This window comes from Bacillus sp. F9_6S_D1_P_5 (assembly GCF_054823925.1).
On sequence record NZ_JBTREW010000001.1, the window covers coordinates 519,572 to 536,590 of the forward strand.

The 17,019-nt window shown below is 35.9% G+C and carries 12 protein-coding genes, 2 pseudogenes and 1 riboswitch; of the genes and pseudogenes, 12 read left to right on the top strand and 2 right to left on the bottom strand.

Going from position 1 to position 17,019, the window contains the following annotated elements; genetic code table 11:
- Window positions 1–217 precede the first annotated feature (217 nt).
- Window positions 218–379 carry a hypothetical protein gene (locus tag ACUXEY_RS02575; protein WP_000441003.1) on the top strand — a complete coding sequence of 54 codons (162 nt, stop codon included), beginning with the start codon at window positions 218–220 and terminating at the stop codon, window positions 377–379.
- A gap of 447 nt (window positions 380–826) precedes the next feature.
- Window positions 827–1,552 (top strand): YwbE family protein, encoded by a 726-nt coding sequence (locus ACUXEY_RS02580; RefSeq protein WP_461300009.1) that lies wholly within the window; start codon window positions 827–829, stop codon window positions 1,550–1,552.
- Between the two features lie 275 nt (window positions 1,553–1,827).
- Here ACUXEY_RS02580 and ACUXEY_RS02585 read toward each other — a convergent pair whose 3' ends face one another.
- Window positions 1,828–2,421, bottom strand: coding sequence for a hypothetical protein (locus ACUXEY_RS02585; protein ID WP_461300010.1), 594 nt, complete (start codon window positions 2,419–2,421; stop codon window positions 1,828–1,830).
- 388 nt (window positions 2,422–2,809) lie between these two features.
- On the opposite strand from ACUXEY_RS02585, the gene ACUXEY_RS02590 reads away from it, so the two are divergent.
- The 8 genes and pseudogenes from ACUXEY_RS02590 (at window position 2,810) to ACUXEY_RS02625 (ending at window position 12,329) form a co-directional block, all read left to right on the top strand.
- Window positions 2,810–4,288 (top strand): DHA2 family efflux MFS transporter permease subunit, encoded by a 1,479-nt coding sequence (locus tag ACUXEY_RS02590; protein ID WP_166703098.1) that lies wholly within the window; start codon window positions 2,810–2,812, stop codon window positions 4,286–4,288.
- A 507-nt stretch (window positions 4,289–4,795) separates the two neighbouring features.
- On the top strand, window positions 4,796–7,993 hold the full coding sequence (gene cypD / locus ACUXEY_RS02595; protein WP_461300011.1) for a bifunctional P-450/NADPH--P450 reductase: 3,198 nt from the start codon (window positions 4,796–4,798) through the stop codon (window positions 7,991–7,993).
- 342 nt (window positions 7,994–8,335) lie between these two features.
- A pseudogene (locus ACUXEY_RS02600) lies at window positions 8,336–8,479 on the top strand (ABC transporter ATP-binding protein); the annotation flags it as partial.
- 250 nt (window positions 8,480–8,729) lie between these two features.
- On the top strand, window positions 8,730–9,236 hold the full coding sequence (locus ACUXEY_RS02605; protein ID WP_166703100.1) for a GNAT family N-acetyltransferase: 507 nt from the start codon (window positions 8,730–8,732) through the stop codon (window positions 9,234–9,236).
- A 48-nt stretch (window positions 9,237–9,284) separates the two neighbouring features.
- A pseudogene (locus tag ACUXEY_RS02610) lies at window positions 9,285–9,515 on the top strand (SAM-dependent methyltransferase); the annotation flags it as partial.
- Between the two features lie 394 nt (window positions 9,516–9,909).
- Window positions 9,910–10,215 carry a monooxygenase gene (locus tag ACUXEY_RS02615; protein WP_461300012.1) on the top strand — a complete coding sequence of 102 codons (306 nt, stop codon included), beginning with the start codon at window positions 9,910–9,912 and terminating at the stop codon, window positions 10,213–10,215.
- A gap of 349 nt (window positions 10,216–10,564) precedes the next feature.
- Entirely contained in the window at window positions 10,565–11,041 is a 477-nt protein-coding gene (locus ACUXEY_RS02620; protein WP_461300013.1) for a GyrI-like domain-containing protein, read from the top strand.
- A 916-nt stretch (window positions 11,042–11,957) separates the two neighbouring features.
- On the top strand, window positions 11,958–12,329 hold the full coding sequence (locus ACUXEY_RS02625) for a DUF1304 domain-containing protein (RefSeq protein ID WP_078417456.1): 372 nt from the start codon (window positions 11,958–11,960) through the stop codon (window positions 12,327–12,329).
- Between the two features lie 88 nt (window positions 12,330–12,417).
- On the opposite strand, the gene ACUXEY_RS02630 is transcribed toward ACUXEY_RS02625, so the two are convergent.
- Window positions 12,418–12,810, bottom strand: coding sequence for a VOC family protein (locus tag ACUXEY_RS02630; protein WP_001145282.1), 393 nt, complete (start codon window positions 12,808–12,810; stop codon window positions 12,418–12,420).
- Window positions 12,811–12,921: 111 nt separating this feature from the next.
- Here ACUXEY_RS02630 and ACUXEY_RS02635 point away from each other — a divergent pair, with 111 nt between their 5' ends.
- Together ACUXEY_RS02635 and ACUXEY_RS02640 are read left to right on the top strand one after the other, a co-directional pair.
- Entirely contained in the window at window positions 12,922–15,231 is a 2,310-nt protein-coding gene (locus ACUXEY_RS02635) for an AAA domain-containing protein (protein WP_461300014.1), read from the top strand.
- 75 nt (window positions 15,232–15,306) lie between these two features.
- Window positions 15,307–15,408: riboswitch (SAM riboswitch) on the top strand.
- A gap of 88 nt (window positions 15,409–15,496) precedes the next feature.
- On the top strand, window positions 15,497–16,702 hold the full coding sequence (locus tag ACUXEY_RS02640; RefSeq protein ID WP_429602497.1) for a M20 family metallopeptidase: 1,206 nt from the start codon (window positions 15,497–15,499) through the stop codon (window positions 16,700–16,702).
- Window positions 16,703–17,019: the final 317 nt, after the last annotated feature.

Sequence of the window (17,019 nt, forward strand, 5' to 3'; positions counted from 1 at the left end):
TAACTCGTTAGTTGAAGAAGAATTTGTCCCACAACTCTTAAGGTATTATAATATGAAAAAATTAAATTCACATTTTGCAATTCATTCAAATTGGCTAATCTTCGCATCTTTTGAATGCCCTGAAAGTGCTAAACATAAGCAAAATAATTAACTATCCTATGCAAGAAAGTTGGGCTAGTTAATCGCATATGTTTTATGGAAGGGATGTGATTGAACTATGGAACGACCGAATTGGGGAATTGGAGGATTAGTATTCGTTGGCTGCATGTTTCTTGGCGGCGGAGTGGGATCTATATTAGGCGATACTCATGCTGGATGGCTAATAGGGATGGGTGCTGGATTTATTGGGATGGCTTTAACGAGACTAATCAGAAAGTAATATAACGGGATTCTGCTTCCAGTAAATAAGGAAATATGTATGTAATTCATGGCATAATAGCTTTATAAATTATAGTTAGAAACTGCTCTTTTCTAAATTTCTCCATACATAGATATGATTTTCAAGTCGGAGGATGGCACCTTAAGGTGTTTTTTTTATGCTCTCTAAAAATGCTTTACCATATAATAGACTTCGTTAGATTCCGATAATCTTTTATATATAAGATGAAGGTGTTTTCTTGTATTTCATTAACTAAGTTTAATTGACTAGCAAACGAACGTAATTCCTATGCACGAATCGATATAATAATAATTTCCGCTTTTATTGTAGTGTCAGTCTTTTAGTAGAAATTCCATATATACGACAAATTGCGACAAAGAAATACATATACTTTTGTTATGCTATGAAAGTTATTGGTTTGTAATGTATATATAGGAGGATTTTTTAATGTTAAAGAAATTGTTATTTTTTGTACTTTTGAGTTTGTGTGTTATGTCTTTAAGTTCTTGTAAGGGTGATGAAGAAAAATTAAAAGTAGCAACAGATGAGCAAAAAATAGATGAAGACAAAAAAGTGGCAGAAGAAGAGAAGAGTAAGCAAGAAGAGGAACAAAGAGCAGAGGAAGAAAAGAGTAAGCAAGAAGAGCAGCAAAGAGTAGAAGAAGAGAAGAGTAAGCAAGAAGAGCAGCAAAGAGTAGAAGAAGAGAAGAGTAAGCAAGAAGAGCAGCAAAGAGTAGAAGAAGAAAAACGTAAGCAAGAAGAGCAACAAAGAGTAGAGGAAGAGAAGCGTAAACAAGAAGAGCAACAAAGAGCAGAGGAAGAGAAGCGTAAACAAGAAGAGCAACAAAGAGTAGAAGAAAAACGTAAGCAAGAAGAGCAGCAAAGAGTAGAGGAAGAAAAACGGAAACAACAAGAGCAGAAGACTCAGCAACAACAGTCTATACAGCAAGAGAGAACACAAAAACAAGAAAAAACAACACAAGCAACAGGTGGAAAACCAACAAGATCACAAATTTCAGTTGGTTCACATGTAGTTATTCAATTGGATAATGACTATAGTAAAACTGTAAGTGGTGTTGTGAAAGACATTTTGACACATAGTGAAACACATACGTACGGCATTAAAGTTCGATTACAAGATGGACAAATTGGCCGTGTTCAAAGTGTTAACTAGTGAAAAAAGATTTGACTACTTTTCAAATAAATAAACGCTACAAAAAACCGGTTCTTTCGTAAAGGAACCGGTTTTTTGTAGCGTTTTGCTTAGCGTACGAAATTTGCGTTTTGTTGATGCCACCACATCTTTATCAAGTTATCACATACAAGGTAATAGATGTTTTTTATAATTTGAAAGGAGAGGAAGCGAACTTGGAGGGAGTATGTTTGAGAAGATTAAAAGGAAATGTTTTTTTATTCTGGGATATGGATCTATCCTCCCGTTCTAACTAACTAAAAGAAGAACTTTCCCATACCAATTAGACTACTAAGCATTCCGATTCCATTCATGGTGCCTTTTCCTACTGTCAGTAAGTTTCCAAACATTCCTGGCTGACCGTTATTCCCCCATCCCATAGGACTTACCTGTCCTCCCCATCCTGGAGGGTTTCCAAAAATACCCCAGTTATTATTGGTATTAAAATTAAAAGCTTTGGCTGGTGGCGATAGTAAAGCGGCAAGGTGACCTTGTGCGAACATCCCTGTATGATTGAATGGTTGGGCCCAGGGTAAGGGAGGTTTTTGGAAATTACCTGCATGGCCTTGTAATGGAGTCCAATTAGCGGGATGTCCTTGAGGAATCATCCCTGCATAATGGATTGGCTGACCTAAAGAGAAGGGAGGGGACTGGGGATTGAAACCCGTATAATTAGCTGGTGAATCCCAACCAAATGGATAGCCTCGACAACTCTGATTCTTAGGAATCTTCAGATTATTAATTATCTCAGCCTTAGTGATTTGAGGCTGTAAATATAATGATGACATTGCAATTTCGTTCGTATATCGCTCACCGTTTCCCTCTGAATTCAAATACGAATATTGGTACATAAGTTTATTCCCCTCACTTTAAAAATGTAATGTTAGACTTAGCCTATGTAATATTCCTTTTTACGGATGGTTACATAACTAGATTTACAAGCCTGTATTTAAAGGAATAGGTGTATGGTCTAGTTGATTTATCCTACTATTTGTGGGCAATAAGACAACTCCCCCTCAAAATGTAGCCTAATTTAATTTCGATTAACAAACGCGTTTATAAAGGTTTAATCAATAAAAAAAGGTTTAAAAATGTTATGTTGAGCAAGTAGAATTGCCAAAAAGAGAATATCCAGTTGAAGAGTATGGCAAAATACTGCAAGGATCATGTATTGTTGTGCAGATATGAAAACAATTTAAACGAATTAATGGAATATATAATGAAGGGGTAAATGAATATATGAGTGAAACATTACATAAAAGAAAGCCACCATATTTAATGCTTGTAATCCTTTTTATTGGAGCATTTGTTTCATTTCTAAATAACTCGCTTTTAAATGTAGCCTTGCCATCGATAATGAAGGATTTAGACATTCAAGATTATTCAACGATTCAGTGGCTTTCTACAGGGTATATGCTTGTAAGTGGTGTATTAATTCCGGCCTCAGCATTTTTAATAACCCGCTTCTCTAATAGGAGCTTATTTATTACATCTATGTTGATTTTTATTCTTGGTACGGCCTTAGCGGCTTTAGCACCGAACTTTGGTTTATTACTGACTGGCCGGATGGTTCAAGCAGCAGGTTCTTCAGTCATGGGGCCTTTGTTAATGAATATTATGCTAGTAAGCTTTCCGAGAGAAAAAAGGGGAACAGCGATGGGGATTTTTGGGTTAGTTATGATTACAGCCCCAGCAATTGGACCGACACTATCAGGTTATATTGTAGAGTATTATGACTGGCGTTTGCTTTTTGAAATGATATTACCGTTAGCAATCATTAGCTTACTGTTAGGGATTTGGAAATCGGAGAATGTCATGAGGCAAAATAAAAATGCAAAACTTGATTATTTCTCATTATTATTATCTTCTGTCGGTTTTGGCGGTTTGTTATATGGATTCAGCTCTGCAAGTTCCGATGGTTGGACGAATAAAATTGTTTTAACAACTTTATTCATAGGCGCTATTGCCCTAAGTGCTTTCATTATCCGCCAACTAAAAATGAATGAACCGTTATTGGATTTACGTGTTTACAAGTACCCAATGTTTGCACTTGCGTCTGTAATTGCGATTGTTAACGCAGTAGCCATGTTTTCGGGTATGATTTTAACACCAGCTTATGTACAAAACGTCCGCGGTATTTCGCCGCTGAGCTCAGGGCTAATGATGCTTCCAGGTGCGGTAATAATGGGGATTATGTCACCAATTACAGGTAAACTATTTGATAAATATGGCCCTCGTATTCTTGGTATAGTAGGACTTTCCATTACAGCTGTTTCAACTTATATGCTAGCAAACCTGCAACTTGACTCTAGTCACACACATATTATTCTTATTTACACACTGCGGATGTTTGGGATGGCGATGGTTATGATGCCGCTTATGACAAATGGCCTTAATCAATTGCCAACTCGCTTAAATCCGCACGGTACAGCTGTTAATAATACAGCGCAACAAGTATCCGGTTCAATTGGTACTGCTATTCTTGTTACGATTATGAATTCTGTAACAAAAACAAAAGCTGAAAGTCTATTGGCTGATGTAGATCCAACAACCTTTACAGAAGCTACGAAGGCAATGCTAACTCAGAAGGCTTTATTATCCGGAATTCAATATTCGTTCTATGTAGCGCTTGGCATGAATATTGTTGCACTACTATTAGTTTTTTTCGTTAAACGTGTAGATACAAGCGCGGAAGCTGTCGAGAGGTTAAATCGATAGAATAAAATAAAACTCTACATAATGATTCCTACAAGTTTTTTTGCTGTTTAGTTAGACTATGAAAAAATGCAAATTTCTGCTGCTAAGGCGCTGGTATTTAAATCTGGAAAAGAACCAGTGAAATAATTATATATAGTAAAAAGGATCTGATATTCATATCAGATCCTTTTTCATTAGTAACACAGCATACTTGCTTATCGTATTTGTTTGAATTGACATTAGGAACTACTGGTTTTCCCAATACTACAATCTTTAGCTCTCAATTTCTGGTTAACATTATAATAATACACTTCATTTTAATTTAGTATTTTTTCTGCAAGTTATAAATGTAATAGCAACAAACAACTTAGATTACCGACCTTATAAGCAATATCATAATCGTGAATAGTTAGGGAAAAGATAAAATAAGGTAATCAATTACATATCTTTATCCCAGGCGATTCATTGCTATCTTCTTTTTATTGAATGGGATATTTTATTTTATGCTTTTTTGAAAGGGTGTTTTTAATGGATAAAAAAGTATCTGCCATTCCTCTACCGAAAACATATGGATTACTGGGGAATCTCCCATTAATCGATAAAGATAAACCGACCTTATCTTTTATCAAGATAGCGGAAGAGTATGGTCCCATTTTTCAAATTCAAACTTTAAGTGATACCATCATTGTCGTTTCTGGACATGAACTGGTAGCAGAAGTCTGTGACGAAACACGATTTGATAAAAGTATAGAGGGTGCATTAGCGAAAGTTCGCGCCTTTGCTGGAGACGGATTATTTACAAGCGAGACTCATGAGCCTAATTGGAAAAAAGCTCATAATATTTTGATGCCTACATTCAGCCAACGAGCAATGAAAGATTATCATGCTATGATGGTCGATCTTGCCGTACAACTCGTTCAAAAATGGGCACGGCTTAATCCGAATGAAAGCGTAGATGTACCGGAGGATATGACTCGCCTTACATTGGATACAATTGGTTTATGTGGTTTTAATTATCGATTTAATAGCTTTTATCGTGACACCCCTCATCCTTTTATTACTAGCATGAGCCGTGCTCTAGATGAGGCGATGCACCAATTACAGCGGCTGGATATAGAAGACAAACTCATGTGGAGAACGAAACGTCAATTTCAGCATGATATTCAATCTATGTTTTCTTTAGTGGATAATATTATTGCCGAACGTAAAAGTAGTGGAAATCAGGAAGAAAATGATTTACTTTCTCGTATGTTAAATGTGCAGGATCCGGAAACTGGTGAAAAATTAGATGATGAAAATATTCGTTTCCAAATTATCACTTTTTTAATAGCTGGGCATGAAACAACAAGTGGATTATTATCTTTTGCAATCTATTTTTTATTAAAGAATCCGGATAAATTGAAAAAAGCCTATGAAGAAGTAGATCGGGTTTTGACAGATCCTACTCCAACATACCAACAAGTTATGAAACTTAAGTATATACGGATGATTTTAAATGAATCGCTACGTCTATGGCCTACTGCTCCAGCATTCAGTCTCTATGCAAAAGAAGATACAGTGATTGGTGGGAAATATCCAATTAAGAAAGGAGAAGATCGTATTTCTGTTCTTATTCCCCAGCTACATAGGGATAAAGATGCATGGGGAGACAATGTAGAAGAATTCCAACCTGAACGATTTGAAGATCTAGATAAAGTTCCTCATCATGCTTATAAGCCATTTGGAAATGGCCAACGAGCATGTATCGGTATGCAATTTGCACTTCATGAAGCCACACTCGTAATGGGAATGCTTCTTCAACATTTTGAATTAATCGATTATCAAGACTATCAGTTGGACGTAAAACAAACATTAACGCTAAAGCCTGGTGATTTTAAAATTAGGATTCTCCCCCGAAAGCAACCTATTAGCCATACTACTGTTCTTGCGCCTACAGAGGAGAAACTGAAAAACCATGAAATTAAGCAGCAAGTTCAGAAGACTCCTTCTATTATTGGGGCCGATAATCTTTCACTTCTTGTTCTATATGGATCGGATACAGGGGTAGCAGAAGGTATTGCAAGAGAACTAGCAGATACAGCTAGTTTAGAAGGTGTTCAAACGGAAGTGGTAGCTCTTAACGATCGAATTGGAGGTCTGCCAAAAGAAGGGGCGGTTCTTATTGTAACTTCTTCTTATAATGGAAAGCCGCCAAGTAATGCAGGACAGTTTGTGCAGTGGTTGGAGGAATTAAAACCGGATGAGCTAAAAGGTGTTCAATACGCAGTGTTTGGTTGTGGAGATCATAATTGGGCGAGTACCTATCAACGAATTCCAAGATACATTGATGAGCAAATGGCTCAAAAAGGAGCAACAAGATTTTCTACACGTGGAGAAGCGGATGCAAGTGGTGATTTCGAGGAACAGCTCGAGCAATGGAAACAAAGTATGTGGTCTGATGCGATGAAGGCATTTGGATTGGAACTTAACAAAAACATTGAGAAAGAACGCAGTACATTAAGTTTACAATTTGTTAGTCGGCTTGGAGGATCTCCTCTCGCGCGAACATATGAAGCAGTTTATGCATCTATACTAGAAAATCGTGAACTTCAATCATCTAGTAGTGAAAGAAGCACGCGATATATTGAGATATCTTTGCCAGAAGGCGCTACGTATAAAGAAGGAGACCACCTTGGGGTGCTGCCAATTAATAGTGAGAAAAATGTCAACCGAATTTTAAAACGCTTTAGATTAAACGGAAAGGATCAAGTCATATTGAGCGCAAGTGGGCGCAGTGTAAATCACATACCTTTAGACAGTCCTGTTAGTTTATTTGACCTTCTTAGTTATAGTGTAGAAGTTCAAGAAGCAGCCACTCGAGCACAAATACGAGAAATGGTGACATTCACAGCATGCCCTCCTCATAAAAAAGAATTGGAATCATTATTGGAAGAGGGAGTTTATCATGAACAAATATTAAAGAAACGTATGTCAATGTTGGATCTTCTTGAAAAGTATGAGGCTTGTGAAATCCGATTTGAACGCTTTTTAGAACTTCTTCCTGCGCTCAAACCGCGTTACTATTCTATTTCAAGCTCTCCACTCGTTGCACAGGATCGTCTGAGCATTACGGTTGGTGTTGTTAATGCACCTGCATGGAGTGGGATAGGGACATATGAAGGAGTCGCTTCTAATTATTTAGCTCAGCGCCATAATAAAGATGAGATTATTTGTTTCATTCGAACGCCACAATCAAACTTTCAATTACCTGAAAATCCAGAAACACCAATTATCATGGTTGGGCCAGGTACTGGAATTGCACCATTCCGTGGATTCTTGCAAGCGCGTCGTGTTCAAAAGCAAAAAGGTATTAACTTAGGACAAGCGCATCTATATTTTGGTTGTCGTCATCCTGAAAAAGATTATCTTTATCGTACAGAACTAGAAAATGATGAAAGAGATGGATTAATCTCTTTACACACAGCTTTTTCTCGTCTAGAGGGACATCCAAAAACATATGTACAGCATTTAATAAAACAAGATAGAATCAATTTAATTTCGTTATTAGATAATGGAGCTCATCTTTATATATGTGGTGATGGAAGTAAAATGGCTCCTGACGTAGAAGACACCCTTTGTCAAGCATATCAAGAAATTCATGAAGTCAGTGAACAAGAAGCGAGGGATTGGTTGGAACGTGTGCAAGATGAAGGACGATATGGAAAAGATGTTTGGGCTGGAATCTAAATTCTTCTTAATTAGATACGTAATATTTCATTCATGAACTTCTTTCGACTAAGCATAACTTTGAACAAAATAAACTGATTTATAAAAACCCTGTATTTTTTATTGAATATGGGGTTTTCTTATTTTTAAATAAAAGGGACGTATATGTTGATTCAAAATTTAATAATCTTTATGCTTTATATACAAAACATGGTAGATTTGACTTAATAAAAAGGGGAAACATCAGGGAGAAGTAGATATTAATTTAAACTCAACAAAACCTTCACACAAATCTGGGGGATATGATTTGAAAATGGAGCTGTAAATGAATATTTACTTAAGTGTGAAAATAAAATTGAATTTATTGACTTGTTTCAGGAAGTCGAACATAAAGAAGGTAAATACGTAATTGTTGTTACTCATTCACAAGAATTTGCAAAAAAATCAGATCGAGCATTTTATTTAATTAAAATGAAGTTAGTAGTAAACGAAATTAAGAATAGTTAAGAAAAAGCTATTTTCGTTATTAATTAACATAATTTTCAAAAGTATACGAATGTTAATATTTGTTATATGATATATTTGTCAAAGTACCATTCCTGTATTTTCTATGATGAATCTGTAAGATAGTTTGTTTAGCCCATATATTCACCTTAAACTAAAAAGAACTTGCAGGGATTCCTACAAGTTCTTTTTAGTTTAAGGGTTGAATGTGGATTTGAAATAAAGAAACGATTTTTTGAGAGGAGAAAAGTAAATGTTTATAAGAGCAGAAAGATTATTAATACGAAATTTTGAGTTCAAAGATTGGCAAGCTGTCCATGAGTATACATCAGATAGCAATGTTATGAAATACATACCCGAAGGGGTTTTTACTGAAGAAGATACAAGAAACTTTGTAAATAGAAATATGGGTGAAAATGCAGAGAACTTTCCTGTGATACTGGTAGATGAAAATATTCTAATTGGTCATATTGTTTTTCATAAATATTTTGGTGAGCATACTTACGAGATTGGGTGGGTATTCAATCCTAAATATTTCAATAAAGGATATGCTTCTGAAGCAGCACAAGCTACATTAAAATATGGGTTTAAGGAAATGAACTTACATAGAATTATAGCTACATGTCAGCCACAAAATACCCCGTCATATCGAGTGATGGAGAAAATTGGAATGAGAAGAGAAGGATATTTCAGGAAGTGTATACCACATGGAAATGAATGGTGGGATGAATATTATTACGCTATTTTAGAAGAAGAGTAGTGTCTCAGAACGCATTGTTTAAATCAAAATTATAATTAAAATTGTGCTATCTTTTCAACCGAACATCCAATAGCAACAGCTCGCAAAGGAAGCAACCATTGGATAAAAACTGAGGATGGTAATAAATCACACTGGGCATTAGATAATTATCAAGAAGAAGGAATCAGAGTACATAACTGGTTTGTTGACGATAGTGTGGTTATTTATCATAGAACTGTTTCCACATTAATAAATACTTTAATTGAACATGGGCTTTCCCTGGATAAAATAATTGAACCGTAATATGGGAGCTTTTATTGAATTACGAAAACAGCCGTTTCATTAAAGAATGGCTGTTTTTTTTCATAACCTAAAGCCGTTAAATTGTATGCGTTCAATTTGCTATCATTTTGTAATTGTTTTATCCCGCATTAATGGGCAGTAAGACTCCTACCTCAAAATTCGGCGAATGCGAGGGAGTTAGGTGGGAGATCAACTGCCCGTAAAAGCCCGATTGGTGAATGCTAATAATCAGTGGGGGATGGACGCCCCCCCACTGGTTACAGTTTCACTTTATAAAAGGGGTTGTGAAAATACAGGTGAAATTTCAAATGAGTGCAGGAATAATAGCAGTACTCATTTAAGGTATTACCTGCAATCGAATTGAAAATATTGAACATAGGAGTGGGTGAAAATGGCATATTTATTACAGGTTGATTTTCCGTTTGAAGGTCCTTTTGGTGAAGAAATGGAAAAAGCATTTTTGGATTTAGCAAAAAGTATTAATGAAGAAGAAGGATTCCATTGGAAAATATGGACGGAGAATGAAGAAACGAAAGAAACAGGAGGCATCTATGTATTTGAAGAAAAACAAGATGCTGAAAAATACGCGGAAATGCACAAAAACAGACTTCAAACATTTGGTGTTAAAGATATTAGAGTAAGAATTTTTCACATTAATGATAAGTTAACGAAACTGAATCGTGGTTATAGTAAATAGTAAGGGTAATTCAAAAAAAGAAGGGGATAATCCCTTCTTTTTTAAATTCTTCTTTTATGTTTTATAGAGCATATAGTTCTTTGTAAAAGGGTGTGCCCCTTACTGGGAGGAAGAGGCACAGGAAATGCAAATATATTTGTTATTTGCTAAAGTAATCATAACACGTATGCTTATCTGTATATATCGAGGGATTATGAACATAACTAATATTTAGTAACTAGGAGTAACGAAGGTTGTATAATCTAGGTTGTTTTTAAAGGATTATAACATAACTTGAAGGAAAAAGAGGTGAATGAAAGTGTTTGATGAAAGTAATAGGTAATCAGAAGAATGAGGAGGATTACCTATTATGTCTGAACAATTATTACAAAATATAACGATTAAAGAACTGGATGAGGTGAAGTTAGTAGGGTTTCGAGTATTATGTCCAGAAGACCAATTTATAAAAGAAATACCTAAAACATCAATGCTTTTGAATAAACGTATTAACGAAATTAAACAGATAATGAATCCAGCTATTCAAGTTGGAGCTTTTGTTGTAGGTGAATGTTCTAATGAAAAAGAAGGTTATTGGGTTTGTGTTCGAGTTAAAGTGTATGAAGATATTCCAAAAGATATGGTAATGTTAACGGTTCCAGCTCAAAAGTATGCCGTGCTAAAGTATAAGGGCCCAAATACTAAGATTATGAATGCTTATAATGATTTACATAAATGGATAGAAAAGAAGGGATACTCAAGGTCATTAACGAAATGGCACTTAGAAATATATCATAGCTGGGGAAATCCTAAAGAATTAGTTGTAGAGTTGTTAGATACAGTTGAATAATAAAAGCTGGAATACGGGTTCTTTGCAAAAAGATGCCTTGATGGAGGAACGAAAAAAGCTCAAATGCTCTATTTTAATGCTGAGAAATTGAGATTTTTAATATCGAAAGTTCTTTACAGTGTAAATTCTCATTTTATTGAAGTTATCGCATCCCCATCAACCTAAGAAATCAAGTCTCGCAAAAAACGATAAACTATATTTCTTTATTACGAAAAGACTTGGAAAATGCCCAAACAAGATGGCTAATAGGAATGGGGGCTGGATTTCTTGGGATGACTTTAACGAGACTAATTAGAAAGTGATATAACGGGACTTTTCTTCTGGTAAATGAGGAAAAATGTATGTAAGTAATTCATAGGATAAGAGTTCTATAAATTATAGTTAGAAGCTGCTCTTTTATATTGGTCTTTTCTAAATTTTTCTATACATAGATAGGATTTTCAAGTCGGAGGATGGCGCCTTATGGTGTCTTTTGTATGCTCTTTAAAAATGTTTTCACATATAATAGCCAATTTTTCTTTCAGTTCCTGATGCCTATAAAGCTAATAAAATGGATTTCAAAAAAATAATAAAAATGAGTTTCATAACTATGATTTCTAGAAATTTGAACTGTTGTTGTGAACGAATTTAAAGCTGCTGAAACAAAATAGACTCACTTGAGCAAAAAACCTTGCAAAAATAAAAAAAGAGATGTATATTAGTTGACGTATCAATTATTGATACGTCAACTGTTTTTGGTTAGAAGTTTGAAGAATGCAATGGTATTAGTCAATCCCGATTGGAATTGCCCGCTATGTACCAATTATGCTTCTTTCTATCGATAAAGCAGCCGACGAAGGGAATCGTTTCCTAGTTGATAGAATTCACAATGGAAATAATATAGAACGGATATTACGGAGAGAGGGGGTAGAATGGTATGGAAATAATCGCAGCTATTTTAGTCGGGATTGTAGCATTAGAACATTTGTTTATCATGATCCTCGAAATGTTTTTTATTAATTCAAAAGTAGCGAAACGTGCTTTCAAATTACCGAAGCATTTAGAAGGAGATCGAAACGTAGCTGTTATGTTTGCAAACCAAGGGTTATATAATGGATTTTTAGCTGCTGGTCTCATTTGGGGACTTATAATTGGGTTTAACCCAATTGGTTATATGGTGCAATTATTTTTCGTGATTTGTGTGGTGATTGCAGCTATTTTTGGAGGTTTCACATCTAATAAATCAATTATTATGAAACAAGGACTTCCAGCTATTTTAGCATTGGTTGTTCTTTTATCTGTGATGTAGAAACGAAGATTTTCAATAAAAATTTCATTGTTACTGGTTAAAAACAAGGGCCGGAATTCCGGCTCCTTTTCTATACTAAAGTCTTACTTTATCTCTCCGTCTCAAAAAACTCAATCCATTCTCCATCAGGACCAGCAAAGAATATGTAACGTGTTCCATCTGGTAATGTTTCAATTTCTTCTCCTAGTAGGAAGGTTACGCCGTGTTTTTGTATTCTTTTGATTTCATCCTCTAATGAATCGACTTTAAAGCAAATGTGATGTACTTTTCCTTCTGCCGGAAGAGAAGAGTTATAACCTTCAATGAGTTCTAGTATCGTTTCCTTCGATTCTTCCACACCTAAAAAAGCAAGTTTTAAGTCTGGATTCGGGTGTCCCATACGTTTAATGAGCTGTAAGCCAACTACTTCTTCATAAAATGAAATAGATGTTTCTAAGTTTGCAACCATAAGTCCTACGTGTTCTATTCTTCTAACTGGCATGTGCAACCCTTCTTTCTGAAAATTATATATAAAATAATATTGAAAATTAAGAAAATAAGCAAGATAAAAACCTTACAAATTTTAGCGTGTTATATGGTATAGTGAGAAAGTATGTTTGGGGAGAAGGAAGGAGATTATACGATGAATACACCTACTCAAACTCCTTCATTATCGGCAACGATGAAAGAGTGGCATTATGCATTAGCGTATGAAATTAAACATTGGAAAACGATAGGTGGTAGTAAAATTTCTATCATGAACGGTCGTTTTTTATATACAGATTATGAAAGTACAGTATACGTATTTCAGCTTATATCGGAAGTAAGCTTACCTGAAGGTTCACCAATTCGAATTGAATTCGATGGCGAAGAAGCGACAGGGGAAGTATTATCTGTACATGGATTAGAAATAGAGCTGAAATTAAATGATTATATACAAGGTGAAATACGAGAAGCGGTTTTATATAGTGAACCGTGGCAATTGTTAGAGCAACTACAAGAGCGATTAAAAGAAGCACATAAAGATAAATTAAAACGTAATCGTATAAAGCGTCTTGTTGACGGGACGAGCAGTCCGAAGCATATTGAGAAGATGAAGAACCCGAAAAATGAATTGGCGTATCGTTCGTTTTACAATCCGACGACGTACGTGTGGGGACCGCCTGGAACAGGGAAGTCTTACAATTTATCACGTATTATTTCGGCTCATTATCAAAAAGGAAAATCGGTACTTGTATTAGCTCATAGTAATGCGGCAGTGGACGTATTAATGAGTGAAGTAACGAAGCAAATTGAGAAGAAAAAGAAATGGACACCTGGCGAAATTGTTCGTTACGGTTATAGCCAGCATGATCATATACGAAATCATGAAACGTTACTTGCGTCGAAGTTAGTTGAAACGACGAACGGATCTTGGGGAGAAGAAAGACTCTATTTAGAAGAAACACGACAAGATCTTCGCGAAAAGATTTTATCGTATAAAGCGACTTCTGCTGATAAGAAGCGTATACAAGAGATTGAAAGTGACCTTCGAAAGCAAAAAGCGAAAATTAAAGAAGTAGAAAAAGAATACATTGAAAATGCGAAAGTAATCGGCGCAACTTTATCGAAATGTGCCATTGATTCACTTATTTATGAGCGTACATTTGATTTAGTTGTCGTAGATGAAGTGAGTATGGCATATGTTCCGCAAATTGCATTAGCTGCTTCACTTGGAAAACGCATCGTCGTTTGTGGGGACTTTTTACAGTTACCTCCAATTGCGATGGCGAACCATGAACTCGTTCGAAAATGGCTTGGGGAAGATATGTTTTATCATGCTGGAATTGTTGAGTCTGTCAATAAATCAGAAGCACATCCAAACCTCTTCATGTTGCAGGAGCAAAGGCGTATGCATGCAGATATTTCGAAGTTTACAAACTCATTTATTTATAAAAATAGAGTATATGATCATCCGTCTGTTTCAGAGCGAAAAGAACTTGCGCAACTACAACCGTTCGCAAATGAGGCGAGTGTTTTATTTGATACGGGATTAATGGGCGCTTTTTCGTTAAAAGACGCTGCATCTGGTTCTCGTTTTAACATTATGTCTGGTTTAGTAGCGATGCAAATGATGTTAATTGGATTGTTAGACGGTGTTCAATCGATCGGTGTTGTTACACCTTACAGAGCACAATCCCGTTTCTTATCAACGTGTATCAGGGAAATATTGCAGAGAACGAAATATCAAAATATACCAGTTTTAGCAGCAACAGTTCATAAGTTTCAAGGGTCTGAAAGAGATATGATGATATTTGATACAGTGGATAGTTATCCGCAAGAACGACCTGGTGTATTATTCTTTGACCATAAAAATCATCGCCTCGTCAATGTAGCAGTGACAAGGGCGAGAGGGAAGTTCATTCAACTATCAGATTGTCATTATATGCGTAAAAATCTTTCGAGAAAACAAGCGTTATCGCAATTAACAGCTCATATAGAACGTCACGGAGATGTGTATGATCGCACGACATCAAGACAATTGTGGGAGCGAAAAATTTCGAAACGATTACGTTGGTTTATGGAAATGAATCTTGAAGAGCCGAAAGGGTTATTGAAAGATATTTTAGCCGCAAAACGAAAAATTATTATTTCACTTCCAAGTACAAAACAAGTGGATAAGCGAGTATGGCAAGCATTAATGCGTACAAATGCGCAAATAACAGTGTATAGTGATGGACCAGTTCCATTAAAAAATGTAAAGTTACAAAGACAAAACAAAGCATTCCCATTTATCGTAATTGATGATGAAATCTTCTGGGCAGGCGCGCCACTCACATCCCAAATGATGTTTGAAGGTAGTACGGAATTTCCGTACGTATGTGCAAGACTGCAAGCACCAGAAACAATTGGTGTATTAAAAGGGTTTTTAGATATCCGGTAAATTCGGATAGGAATTCCTTGACTTTTAATCAGAATGAACTTAGAATGAATGTAATTTAATATAATTTTATGAAAATTCTTATCGCGAGAGGTTGAGGGACTGGCCCTATGACACCTCGGCAGCGGATTCATTATGAATACTGTGCCAATTCCAGCAAGGTAACTTGAAAGATAAGAAAGAAGCTCATTTTGACTGTATATGCAGAAGCCTCTTTCTATCTTTTAGAAAGAGGCTTTTTTACGTGAAAATATAAGGGGGAAGAAAAATGGGAGCTACTGGAGTAACGTCACAAAGAAAAACAATCGAAGAGAGTATTGAAAGAAATAAGGAAAAGTACATAGAAACAAGTCATGATATTCATGCGAATCCGGAGATAGGTAACCAAGAGTTTTACGCATCAAGAACGTTAAGTTTATTGCTAGGGAGCGCAGGGTTTCAGTTGCAGCACAATATAGCTGGACATGAAACAGGTTTTATCGCGCGAAAAAGCTCAGGAAAACAAGGACCAGTTATCGCATTTTTAGCTGAGTATGACGCTTTACCAGGACTTGGTCATGCGTGTGGTCACAATTTAATTGGCACAATTAGCGTTGCGGCAGCAATCGCATTATCAGAAACGCTTGAAGAAATTGGGGGAGAAGTTGTCGTGTTTGGAACACCAGCTGAAGAAGGAGGACCAAACGGTAGTGCAAAAGCGAGTTATGTAAAGGCTGGTTTATTTAAAGATATTGATGCGGCACTTATGATTCATCCGAGTGGAAAAACAGCGACAACGAGTCCATCACTAGCAGTCGATCCACTTGATTTTCATTTTTACGGAAAAGCAGCTCACGCCGCAGCTTCACCAGAAGAAGGAATTAACGCATTAGATGCGGTCATTCAGCTGTATAACAGCATTAACGCACTTCGCCAACAACTTCCGTCAGATGTGAAAATTCATGGCGTTATTACTGAGGGCGGAAAAGCACCTAACATTATTCCTGACTACGCTGCAGCAAGATTCTTCATCCGCGCAGCAACGAGAAAAAGATGTGCGGAAATAACAGAGAAAGTAAGAAATATCGCAGAGGGAGCAGCATTAGCAACAGGTACGAAAGTGAAAATTCATCAATTCCAAAATGAAATCGATGAACTACTCGTAACAAAAACATTTAATGAAGTCGTAGCCGAAGAGCTAGAATTACAAGGTGAAGACGTAAATCGGAAAGAAAGATTTGGCATCGGCTCAACAGACGCAGGAAACGTAAGTCAAGTCGTACCGACCATTCATCCGTACATTAAAATTGGTTCAGACGATTTAATTGCACATACGAATGAATTTAGAGAAGCAGCACGTTCAGAACTTGGAGACAAAGCGTTAATTACATCAGCAAAAGCACTAGCAAATACGGCGTATCGATTAATTACGGAAGAAGGATTGTTAGATAAGGTGAAGGAGGAGTTTAAAGAGGCGCAGAGGAATCAAGGGTAAGGCGCTTTTTCGAATATAAATCTAATTCATATGCAGAAATAATAGAAAAGAACATTGAAAAATCAATGTTCTTTTCTATTTATGAATCATTTATTTCTTTAGTGATATCTTAAATCTGGTCTAGTCTAGTTTAATAGTAACGGTGATCTGTGAGTTCGAATTGCATTAAAGGATAATAACTAGAGAATGTGTTGTAATTAAAATTTATATTTCTATATTAATTTGTAAAATAAATTCAATTTATGTTATTATATTTCCCTTGGACTGACAGTTTATAGAATGTATAGTGAATATTTGACAAGTTAAAATAGGGGATG

What these genes read in the sequence shown, in the direction of transcription:
- ACUXEY_RS02575 (WP_000441003.1), top strand. Translation starts at nt 218, where the DNA reads ATGGAACGACCGAATTGGGGAATTGGAGGATTAGTATTCGTTGGCTGC.
- ACUXEY_RS02615 (WP_461300012.1), top strand. Translation starts at nt 9,910, where the DNA reads ATGGCATATTTATTACAGGTTGATTTTCCGTTTGAAGGTCCTTTTGGT.
- ACUXEY_RS02580 (WP_461300009.1), top strand. Translation starts at nt 827, where the DNA reads ATGTTAAAGAAATTGTTATTTTTTGTACTTTTGAGTTTGTGTGTTATG.
- ACUXEY_RS02635 (WP_461300014.1), top strand. Translation starts at nt 12,922, where the DNA reads ATGTTTGGGGAGAAGGAAGGAGATTATACGATGAATACACCTACTCAA.
- ACUXEY_RS02625 (WP_078417456.1), top strand. Translation starts at nt 11,958, where the DNA reads ATGGAAATAATCGCAGCTATTTTAGTCGGGATTGTAGCATTAGAACAT.
- ACUXEY_RS02585 (WP_461300010.1), bottom strand. Translation starts at nt 2,421, where the DNA reads ATGTACCAATATTCGTATTTGAATTCAGAGGGAAACGGTGAGCGATAT.
- cypD (WP_461300011.1), top strand. Translation starts at nt 4,796, where the DNA reads ATGGATAAAAAAGTATCTGCCATTCCTCTACCGAAAACATATGGATTA.
- ACUXEY_RS02605 (WP_166703100.1), top strand. Translation starts at nt 8,730, where the DNA reads ATGTTTATAAGAGCAGAAAGATTATTAATACGAAATTTTGAGTTCAAA.
- ACUXEY_RS02620 (WP_461300013.1), top strand. Translation starts at nt 10,565, where the DNA reads ATGTCTGAACAATTATTACAAAATATAACGATTAAAGAACTGGATGAG.
- ACUXEY_RS02640 (WP_429602497.1), top strand. Translation starts at nt 15,497, where the DNA reads ATGGGAGCTACTGGAGTAACGTCACAAAGAAAAACAATCGAAGAGAGT.
- ACUXEY_RS02590 (WP_166703098.1), top strand. Translation starts at nt 2,810, where the DNA reads ATGAGTGAAACATTACATAAAAGAAAGCCACCATATTTAATGCTTGTA.
- ACUXEY_RS02630 (WP_001145282.1), bottom strand. Translation starts at nt 12,810, where the DNA reads ATGCCAGTTAGAAGAATAGAACACGTAGGACTTATGGTTGCAAACTTA.